This is a genomic window from Synechococcales cyanobacterium T60_A2020_003, assembly GCA_015272205.1.
In the GTDB taxonomy this organism is placed as follows: domain Bacteria; phylum Cyanobacteriota; class Cyanobacteriia; order RECH01; family RECH01; genus JACYMB01.
In genome coordinates this window covers 1-10,599 of sequence record JACYMB010000304.1, presented here as the reverse complement: position 1 = coordinate 10,599, position 10,599 = coordinate 1, and the positions used below count along the sequence as shown (strand labels likewise).

General features: G+C 54.7%; 8 protein-coding genes and 1 pseudogene. 7 read left to right on the top strand and 2 right to left on the bottom strand.

Features of this window, described 5'->3' with window-relative positions; genetic code table 11:
• The 5 genes from IGR76_14980 to IGR76_14960 form a co-directional block, all read left to right on the top strand.
• On the top strand, positions 1–779 hold a 779-nt coding region (locus IGR76_14980), incomplete at its 5' end, for a CHAT domain-containing protein (protein MBF2079778.1).
• A 191-nt stretch (positions 780–970) separates the two neighbouring features.
• Positions 971–1,609 carry a hypothetical protein gene (locus IGR76_14975; GenBank protein MBF2079777.1) on the top strand — a complete coding sequence of 213 codons (639 nt, stop codon included), beginning with the start codon at positions 971–973 and terminating at the stop codon, positions 1,607–1,609.
• Positions 1,610–1,666: 57 nt separating this feature from the next.
• A complete protein-coding gene (locus tag IGR76_14970) occupies positions 1,667–2,869 on the top strand; it encodes a protein-glutamate O-methyltransferase family protein (protein ID MBF2079776.1) in 1,203 nt (400 codons plus the stop codon).
• A 49-nt stretch (positions 2,870–2,918) separates the two neighbouring features.
• Complete coding sequence (locus tag IGR76_14965) at positions 2,919–4,205, top strand: FAD-dependent hydroxylase (protein ID MBF2079775.1); 1,287 nt, start codon at positions 2,919–2,921, stop codon at positions 4,203–4,205.
• Positions 4,206–4,254: 49 nt separating this feature from the next.
• Entirely contained in the window at positions 4,255–4,806 is a 552-nt protein-coding gene (locus tag IGR76_14960; protein ID MBF2079774.1) for an FHA domain-containing protein, read from the top strand.
• Here the strand turns inward: IGR76_14960 and cphA are convergent.
• Positions 4,795–7,505: pseudogene (cphA, locus tag IGR76_14955) on the bottom strand (cyanophycin synthetase). The gene IGR76_14960 and the pseudogene cphA sit on opposite strands and share 12 nt — an antisense overlap.
• A gap of 307 nt (positions 7,506–7,812) precedes the next feature.
• Positions 7,813–8,661, bottom strand: a complete 849-nt coding sequence (locus IGR76_14950; GenBank protein MBF2079773.1) for a cyanophycinase — start codon at positions 8,659–8,661, stop codon at positions 7,813–7,815.
• A gap of 548 nt (positions 8,662–9,209) precedes the next feature.
• On the opposite strand from IGR76_14950, the gene trmD reads away from it, so the two are divergent.
• Both trmD and IGR76_14940 read left to right on the top strand, forming a co-directional pair.
• Positions 9,210–9,944, top strand: coding sequence for a tRNA (guanosine(37)-N1)-methyltransferase TrmD (trmD, locus tag IGR76_14945; GenBank protein MBF2079772.1), 735 nt, complete (start codon positions 9,210–9,212; stop codon positions 9,942–9,944).
• A gap of 50 nt (positions 9,945–9,994) precedes the next feature.
• Positions 9,995–10,477, top strand: a complete 483-nt coding sequence (locus IGR76_14940) for a 2-C-methyl-D-erythritol 2,4-cyclodiphosphate synthase (GenBank protein ID MBF2079771.1) — start codon at positions 9,995–9,997, stop codon at positions 10,475–10,477.
• Positions 10,478–10,599 lie beyond the last annotated feature (122 nt).

Sequence of the window (10,599 nt, the reverse complement as noted above, 5' to 3'; positions counted from 1 at the left end):
GGTCAGATGCCACCTTGAACGGTACGGAACTGGCGCAGGTGCTTACCCGATGCCGGGTCAAGTTAGCGGTGTTTAATGCCTGTTGGGGCGCGCAACCCGATCAGCGAGGTCATGAAGCGATTCCCCGCAGCAGTCTGGCCGAAGTGCTCATCCATCACGGGGTTCCCGCAGTACTGGGCATGCGTGACTCCATTGCCGATCAGGAAGCCTTAAGCTTTATCCAAGCCTTTGCCCAAGCCTTAGCTGAACGGCTACCCATTGACCAAGCGGTGGCGATCGCTCGTCAACATTTGCTGACCCTTTACAAATTTAACCAACCCGCCTGGACGCTTCCGGTGCTGTACATGCATCCGGAGTTTGACGGGGAGTTAATCAAACCGATCTCCGAAGGCGTCACCGAGATTCCAGATGCCACCTCTAGCGCGTGGTTTATCCATCCCACCCCAACGGCCTGTCTGCGCTCCATGGCAAAGCCCAGCCGCACATGGCAAATCCAGGGGGGGCTGATGCGCGTTGGCAGTCTAGATGGAAACGATTTAGTCTTGCGGGAACCCGGCGTTTCGCGGAAACATGCTGAAATTTTCTATCGGGATGTCGGGGGCAACGGCGATGGTGAACCGACCTATTTCCTGAAAGATTTCTCACGGTTCGGGACATTGGTGCAAACCTCAGAGGGTTGGCAAAAGGTGCATCATCGCGAGGTTCCACTCCAGCCGAATGCGCGGCTGAAGTTTGGCAGTTCGCGGAGTCAAACGTTGGAGTTTTTGATTGATGGATGACTCGATCTGGCGCGCCTACGTAATTTGGCGTAGATTAGCGACAAAATCTGATTCTGTGCGGAACGGGCTTCAACGCTGCTGTAGGTATGGGTGTCAGACCAGAGTACAGTCCTCCAACAGGATGTCTAACAACAGTTTCAGTGCAGGCAGCGTGTGTGGTGGCTGATCACGATTAGTTCAGGAGCATAGTTATGGCGAGCAACTCCAATTCTTCCCGTTTTCAAATTCAAGCCGATGCAGAGCGCGATTTGCTGCACGTGCTGCTAGACGAGAACCACCGAGGCGTATTCGACACCAATCATGACGCCATTTACCCCTGGAATCCAGCAGCGCCTGAAGCGGAAGCATTTTTTGCAGAATTGGAAAACGAGTGCGAGACCGTAGGCTGGACCACTGCTGCTTTTGCCTCTGCTGCTGAAGCCCTCAGTCAAACCATGGATACCTTGTGGGCAACCGTTGCGGCATCTGTACCCTCCATCCCACTGCCAGAGGCGGCACTCCAAGAGTTTCAGATTCCTCAATCGTTGCTCAACACCATTATCCAGCGAGCCCAGCAGGTGATTGAAAGCAACCTATCCCTGGCCGATCAGCTTGTGCAGTGTGTTCGTGATGTGTTGCCTAGCTTGGCGGACGAGGATCTCCAGGTTTTGGCTCGTCCCTACGCCTTTGCCATGCGGGGATCGGCAACGGAGACCCTTGAAGTCGCCCTCCGCACCATGCGCTGTGCCGCTTGGACAGAGTTATCTGGTATTGAGCAAGCTCGCCTAAGTTTGGCGATCGCCCGTTATGCCATTGCGCAAGCTCCGGGTTCCACCTCCTCCCATCGTTAAGCAAGCCCGGTTTTGCATCCTAGCCCCCATCCAAACCGGATTCCACCTGGGTTGGTTTTGCCTCCGCCCATTGGCATGGCTGATCCCTCATCATTTGCTCACTACACCTGGAAAACCCGATGGCGTAAAGTGGTTCAAGAGGTACAGGCTGATCCCCGCTATGGGGTTGAGGTGGGTCAACGATTGGATGCACTGCTTCAAGAGATGGAGACCGGCTCCGTCCTGGCGTCTCCAGATACCTACGGCTCCGACCTAGACGCCTGGCAGCGTGACCTTGTACCCTATCGCGATCGCCCTTGGATTGAACTGCCCTGGTTTTTCGCAGAAGTTTATTTCTTCCGTCGGCTCCTAGCAGCGACCCATTATTTCCATCCCGATGATGACGATTACGGTCTCGATCCGTTTGCACCGTCCAAAGTATCGAGCTTAGAGAAGCATCATCTAGAATTGCGATCGCTCGTTGCTGCCTTTGCTGCACTGCAAGAGGAAAGCTGGCAAACATTGCTGCGGGCAGGCTTCCTGCGAATGCTGTGGGGCAATCAGGCAGATTTAAGTCTCAGACCGGGGGAACCGTTAGCGATCGTCCAGCATGACTCGATCCACCATCATCTGTTGGTGAATCAGACGGAGGAAGCGATCGCCCATCTGTCTCAACCTCCCCTCCATCGTGTCGATCTCATTGCTGACAATGCCGGAATCGAGCTTGTCGGCGACCTCACCTGGATCGACGGGATGTTCACCACCAACATCGCCCAGACCGTCCATATTCATCTCAAATCGCACCCGACCTTTGTGTCCGATGCCACGCCTGCGGACTTGGATATCACCCTACACCACCTCGCCAAGGATCCCGATCCCGATCTCCCGGCTCTAGCATCGCGCTTGCAGCAGGCGATCGCCTCAAAACGCCTTCAGGTATGCGCAGATCCCTTTTGGACGGCTCCTCGCGTGTTTTGGGCGATGCCAGAGGCGTTGTATCAAGATCTAGCGACCTCCGATTTACTCGTGTTCAAAGGTGATGCCCACTATCGACGGATTCTGGGCGATCGCCAATGGGACACCACTGCAAATTTTGGGGCGATCGCCCACTATCTGCCTGCACCGAGTCTCGTCCTACGCACCCTCAAATCTGAACTGGTGGTGGGTCTGGCTCCCGGACGGGCAGAAGAAATCGCCGCCGAAGATCCAGACTGGCAAACCAACGGACGCTGGAGCGTGATTCAGTACCTTGAAAGGAATCTAGAAATCACGTCACAATGATTAACAGGGTCTTACCCCATGGCGCTGTTCCCGATCCAGATTCGCTGACATGGTCTTGAATTTATCTGCTCAACGCTCTGCATCTATACCGACCCAGTCCCAAGGCTCTCCCGATCCAGCGCAGTCCGACTCTGTACCGCTCGATTTTGATGTGGCGATCGCCGGAGCTGGAATTGTGGGACTAACCTTGGCCTGTGCCTTGCAGCAATCGGGGTTGCGCATTGCGCTCATTGAGGCTCAAACCCGCGAGATGGGACTCCGGCGCAACCGGGCCTACGCCATTACCCTCCTGTCAGGACGTATTTTCGACGGGCTAGGGGTTTGGGACAACATCTTGCCCCACATCACCACCTTTCAAACCATCCAGCTCTCGGAAGGAACCTTTCCAGAAGTAGTGAATCTTCAGCCCTCCGACTTAGGTACGCCAGCGTTGGGCTACGTTGCCGAGCATCATGTTCTGGTGCGGGCACTCCAAGCCAAGCTGGATGCAGACGGCGGCATCAACTGGCTCTGTCCGGCAACGTTGCGTCATGCCGATTATCAACCCGATTATGTAGATCTGACGATTGATCTCGATGGCGAAGAGCGGCAAGTTCGGACGCGCCTCCTGGTGGCTGCAGATGGGGTGCGATCGCCCATTCGCCAAGCGGCCGGGATTCAAACCCAGGGATGGCCGTACTGGCAATCCTGTGTCACGGCGGTGATTCGCTCGGAAATTCCCCACGGCAACGTCGCCCGTGAACACTTCTGGCCCGGCGGCCCCTTTGCTACCCTGCCCTTGCCCGGAAATCGGTGCCAGATTGTCCTTACGGCTCCCCATGATGAAGCAAAGGCATGGGTAGAGACGAGCGAGCAGGCATTTTTAGAAGAACTGAACCGCCGCTATTCCGGGCATTTGGGGCGGTTAGAACTCGTGGGCGATCGCTTTCTGTTTCCGGTGCAGCTCATGCAAAGTCAACGCTACACCCAACATCGCCTTGCCCTTGTGGGTGATGCGGCTCACTGCTGTCATCCGGTTGGCGGCCAGGGCATGAATCTAGGGATTCGCGATGCGGCAGCCCTGGCGCAAGTGATTCAGACTGCGGCTGCCCGTGGAGAAGATATTGGTGCCGTATCTGTCCTGAAGCGCTACGGGCGCTGGCGTAAATTGGAAAATCTAGTCATTCTAGGATTCACGGATTTTCTCGATCGCCTGTTTTCAACTCAGTGGGGGCCTGTCGTTGTTGTGCGGCGTACAGGATTGTGGATGATGCGTCGAATACGCTGGATGAAGTACCTAGCGTTGCGGTTGATGACGGGACTGAGCGGGCAATCGCCCAGAATTGCCCAACGGTAGCGAGACATGGTACCTGTAGGTGGAAAAATTGTGAGGTCGATTGCAAACGATGCCGGAGACATCCTACGTTCAGCTTTCTTGGGAAGATCCCGTCACAGGTGAGATGCAGTGCCCGCTGGTGGCCGCACCGATTGCCATTGGCCGTGAAGTAGGACAAATGCCGACTCAGTACGCTGAGCAACCCGTCTCTCAAATTGAGCTCGATCATCGCCAGGTTTCCCGGTTTCACGCCCTGATCACGGTGGTGAACCAGCAGCTTTGCATCACAGACAAGAGTGCCAACGGCACCTTTCTCAATGGACGATCGCTCACCCAGCAAAATCAACCCTTTTCCAGCGGCGACACCATCCGGATTGGCCCTTACAAAATTACGGCCTCCCTCGTCCGCGAGAAAGACCATAGTGCCACCGAATTAACTATTGATCCTAACGCCAACGCCCGTAAACCCAGTTCTCAAGGAGGACTGATCTGGCTCGTGGGCTTAGTCGTTTTACTGCTGATTGGGCTGGGAACCTGGCTGGCGGTTACGGCGCTGCTGGAGCGATCGCGCCCGCCCTTGCCCCAATCGTCCACATCAGAGCGATCGTCCCTACCCCTCTGAGCCTGCCACTACACTTTGGCTCACAACCGTAGTCTCTATAGCAGGGGTCGGTACTGCAACCGGGGTCGTCATCGGCTTAGACTCATCAACCGGATTCCGCTGCTTGATTAAGCCAATCGCGCGGGATACACTTTCCGGCAAAATCACCACTAGCGCACCAGACGACGCCGTATCTAGCGCCGTGTTAATGGCTGTCGTTTCGTCCAAAATCACGTTGTAGGTCAACGATGGCTGGATAGAGGCAATGCCTTCCACAATCAGGCGAGCCGCATCCCCGCGAGGCCGTCCCCGGGTGTCATCGTCTTCCTTCACGACAATGCGATCGAAGATCCCCGCAGACAGAGCACCCAAGGTCACAAAGTCTTCATCACGGCGATCGCCAGGGCCACCCACAACCCCAATGCGCTCACCCTGCCAATTGCGAATAAAGGCTCCCAGGGCTTCATAGCTAGCCGGATTATGGGCGTAGTCAATCAGGGCATGGAAATGTCCCAAGTTAAAGAGATTCATGCGGCCAGGGGTTTGGTTCGCCGATGCCTCAAAGCTCGCCAGCGCTGCCCGGATTGGATCAATGCCTACCCCGTGGGAAAAAGCCGCCAAGCTTGCGGCTAGGGCATTGGCAATCTGGAAGGGTGCCCGTCCCCCCATGGTGAGTGGAATGTTAATCGCTTGCTCGATTCGCAGCGTCCAATCGCCCTTCAGAATCGACAGATAGCCATTCTCGTAAACCGCCGCCAGTCCGCCCTTCTGGGTGTGCGATCGCACCACCTCATTCTCTGGATTCATGGAAAAGTAAGCAATCTGAGCGTTTACTCGTTGCGCCATGGCCGTCACCCGCGGATCATCCGCATTCAGGATGGCGTAGCCGTTGGGACGTACCGTTTCCACCACCACACTCTTCAAGTGAGCCAGATCATCCACGGTATCGATATCGCCAATCCCCAGGTGATCCGCCGCCACGTTAAGAACAACACCGACATCACAGGTCTGGAAACCTAGCCCTGAGCGCAACAGCCCACCCCGTGCCGTTTCCAAAACAGCTACCTCCACGGTTGGATCTTGGAGAATCACCTGAGCGCTCTGCGGCCCAGTGGTGTCCCCCTTCTCAACCCCGTAATCCCCAATGTAAATTCCGTCCGTAGTAGTGTAGCCAACCACTTGTCCCGTCTGCCGGAAGATGTGGGCAATGAGGCGGGTGGTGGTAGTTTTACCGTTGGTACCCGTAATCGCCACAATGGGAACACGAGACGGGGTTCCCGGCGGAAACAGCATGTCAATCACGGGGGCACCCACGTTGCGGGGCAGTCCCTCGCTGGGGCAGAAGTGCATCCGGAAGCCAGGAGCGGCGTTCACTTCGACGATCACGCCATCCACTTCGCGCAGGGGCTTAGAAATGTCGGGAGTGACCACATCAATCCCCGCAATGTCTAAACCGATGATCTTGGCGATGCGTTGAGCGATCCACACGTTTTCGGGATGTCATCGGTGCGATCGATGGCAATGCCGCCTGTGCTCAGGTTTGCCGTGGCTTTGAGGTAACACACCTCTCCCTCAGGCAAAACGGTATCTAGGGTGTAGCCCTGCTGTTCGAGCAGTTGCCATGAATTTCGATCCACGGTAATCCGAGTCAAAATATTCTCATGGCCGTCACCCCGTCGCGGATCGCGGTTCGTTTCCTCGACCAATTCCGCAATGGTGGAGGAACCATTTCCAACAACGTGCGCCGGGACTCGCTCGGCCACGGCCACCACTTTACCGTTGACCACCAAAACTCGGTGATCCTGCCCCCGGTAGAACCGTTCCACAATCACGCCACGGGTTTTCGCTTCCGCTTGAGCCGCATCGTAGGCTTGCTCTGCCAATTCCCAGGAATTGATGTTGATGGTAATTCCGCGCCCGTGGTTGCCATCCAGGGGTTTAATCACGATGGGGAATCCACCCACATCTTCAATGGCCTCCTCTAGCTCATCCATGTAGTAGATCACGACACCTCGAGGCACTGGAACGCCCGCCTCGCCGAGGATGCGCTTCGTCCCTTCTTTGTCACAGGCCAGTTCAACCCCCAGAATTCCAGTATGGCTGGTTTGGGTCGCCTGAATCCGCTTTTGATAGACACCGTAGCCAAATTGGATCATGGCGCGGGTGCTCAACTGTGTCCAAGGAATCCCCCGGGCCTCGGCTTCTTTGACAATGGCCTCTGTACTGGGGCCAAGGGATGCCTGGGAACACAGCTCTTGTAAGTCCCGCAAATCCTGTTCTAGCTCTTCTTGAGGGTAGTATCCGAGGTCGATAATGCTTTGGCAAAGACGGACGGCAGCTCGTGCGGCGTATCGTCCTGCTTGCTCATCAACGTATTGAAAGATGACTTGGTACACGCCGGGGGTAGACGTCTCCCGAGTGCGACCAAATCCAACATCCATGCCAGCCAAGGTTTGCAGTTCCAAGGCCACATGCTCAACGATGTGCCCCATCATCGTGCCCTCCTGCACCCGTTGCAGGAAGCCACCCCGATACCCCGGAGAGCAGTAATGCTCGATCAAGCTGGGCAGGGCTTTTACCAATCCTTCGTAAAACCCCGGCAACTCATTAGATGGACGATCAGCAACGTCCTCAAGATCCAGACGAATAACGATAAGGTTGGGATATCGAATGCTCCAATAGTTTGGGCCGCGGAGGGTTTGGGTCTTGAGAATCTTCATAGGTATCGATAGATCGTCAGGAGACGAGGCAGGTATAGAAAGGGAGGACGGTACAAACCTCAATGAACGTCCCTATAGTTCAGTGTCCGGTGTCAGAAAACAACTGAACTGTTCGCAGTGAACAGTTGTGAGAGAAGTTATCAAGGTAGGCAGAGCCGATACATGGCGATTGAGAGGCTGTTATTCTGCATTGTTGAGACTGGCAATTACAATACCAATTCCTTCAAGGCAGAAAGCAAGTAAGCGTAGGGAGACATGGTGCATAAACTCGCCCTAAGCAATTCTGAAACAATAGCAGCCGATAGCGCTACTTATGGGCGATCGCATTGTGCTTGTGCATATCATAGCTGTCACCATGACTGAGAACATGAACCCTGAGGTTGTGAATGCTAAGCGGATCCGTTGTATCCACATCGGACTGGTTAGTGTACGATAACTCAGCCGGATCCACGATGGTGACCGTACCCCGCCCAATCACCTGCACTAGCCCATCTCCTTCAAAAAGGGCACAGGTATCTTCGTCAATGCCAATGCCGAGTCGATCGGGATAGGTGGCGATCGCACTCATGAGCCGCGCCATTCGATTTCGGTTGTGGAAATGCTGATCCACCAACAGTTCTGGCAAAATGCTCAGCCCCATCGTGAGGTCTACCAACGACCGATTTGGGGATTCGCCGCTACCGCCCCCTGCAATCATGTATTCCCCCATGACCGCTGCCCCTGCACTGGTTCCGGCCAGGGTAATCTCACCCAACTGCGCCCGCACCCGAATGCGATCCATAATGGGGGTGTCGGTGAGCAACCCACAGAGGCGAAGTTGATCTCCCCCGGTCATGAAAACCCCCGTACAGGCTTCCACAATGTCCATCCATTCTGGCTTCTCCCCTTCCCAGCGTTCGCGAATGTCGAGGATATCGATCGTTTTCGCTCCCATGTCCTGAAAAATAGTGCGGTAGCGATCGCCAATAATCGCTGGCTCACGAGAGGCAGAGGGAATAATGGCAATATGGGCATCGGAGCCGCCTGAACGTCCAAAGAATGTTTGTAGAATCTGACGCCCGTGGATTTTGTCCTCGGCTCCGCCGATTACCATGACGGCTGTTTTCGTGGTTTGGGGCATTCGTTGCTGAAGAAATTGGGTCTCTAGTTGCAGCATGATATCGCGCTTGGGCAGGAACTTGATCAATTGCTCCATTAGCTTATTCATGGGGATCACCCTTAATTCACCGAACTGCCCACGGTTCCTAAACGACGGATTGATTTAGGAACTGCTGATTATACTAGCGAGTACGCGATGGGATGAATCACCTAACGTCAGGAGATTAGCCTTTCGTTTGATGACTCAAGGGTGAACGTTTGCGGAATCGCATTCTCAACTCAGTGTAGAGCGATCGCGGCATCAATACAGCAAAAAGCTGCCATAAACTCCATGATCCCCAGGCTTCCACACGCTGGATAATGGGGCACCCCTCTCCAGCCAGAGCCAATCTGATGATGGTATCATCCCAAGTTTTTAATCAAAATTTAAGCTTTCGATCAAGTGTTCAGGAACACTTATTCTAGTTAACGATGGGGATCTTCGTCTACAGGCACTCGTAGCGCTAGCTTTCGCGGAATAGGATTTAGATTTTGAATTTGGCGTTTTTACAGCATTTTTCGAGATTCCATAGACGGTATTAATGGATTAGTTCATCGGATAGATTCATGCAGATTGATATTGTGACGTTGTTTCCTGATTTTTTTAGCTCCCCCCTCCAGTCAGGACTGTTGGGAAAGGCGATTGCCAAGGAGATTGCAATGGTCACGTTAACCAATCCCCGTGATTTCACCACCGACAAGCACCATCGCGTGGATGATGAACCCTATGGTGGCGGCGTTGGGATGCTGATGAAGCCAGAGCCGATTTTTGCTGCGGTTGAATCCTTACCTGTTTTGCCTCGGCGGGAAGTGTTGCTGATGACACCCCAAGGGCAACCCATGAACCAGGCATTGTTTCAAGAACTGGCGACGAACTATGACCAGATCGTGATCATCTGCGGCCACTATGAAGGCGTAGACGAGCGGGTGCTGAATTTAGTCACCCGGGAAGTATCCTTGGGCGACTTTGTGCTGACCTGTGGGGAAATCCCGGCGCTGGCCTTAGTTAACGGTGTGGTGCGCCTCCGACCGGGAACCGTGGGCAAAGTGGAATCGCTAAAGACAGAAAGTTTTGAAGATGGGCTGTTAGACTATCCCCAGTACACCCGCCCTGCCGAGTTTCGTGGCTGGCAAGTGCCAGAGGTGTTGCGTTCGGGTAATCATGGCGCGATCGCCCAATGGCGGCATGAGCAGCAGATCCAGCGCACGCGCGATCGCCGTCCCGATTTGTACGCCGCTTGGTTAGCACGCCACGGAGAAGCCGCAGAAGATACGGCATCAGAGGGGACGGCATCAGAGTAGAATGCAGGATGGAAATTTGAAGACGCGCTGACCTGCGCGGGGATCTCTCCATGAACATCCGGATTGGTAATGGCTATGACATTCATCGCTTGGTGAGCGATCGCCCACTCATTTTGGGCGGCGTCAACATTCCCCATGACCTTGGCTTACTTGGTCACAGTGACGCTGATGTGCTGACCCATGCGATTATGGATGCGATGCTAGGAGCCCTTAGCCTCGGTGATATTGGTCACTACTTTCCACCAACGGATCCCCAATGGGCAGGGGCAGACAGTATTCAACTCCTCATGCAGGTGCATCAACTCATCACTGATAAAGGCTGGCAGATTGGCAATCTGGATACGGTAATCGTGGCCGAACGCCCCAAAATCAAGCCCCACATTGCCGCCATGCGCGATCGCCTTGCCACTGCTTTGAGCATAGAGCCCGAACGGGTTGGGATTAAGGCGACGACGAATGAAAAGCTTGGCCCTGTGGGTCGAGAAGAGGGAATTTCCGCCTATGCCGTGGCGTTATTGGTGAGGGAGGGATAGCTTATCCCTGCGAGGTAGACCGAGGAGAAGCCTTATCCCACTTAAAAATCTCAAAACATTTGGGCACCTCGAAAAATAGCCCACCTCTCCTGGCATCGTGCGGTCATAAAGTTGAGTGAGTT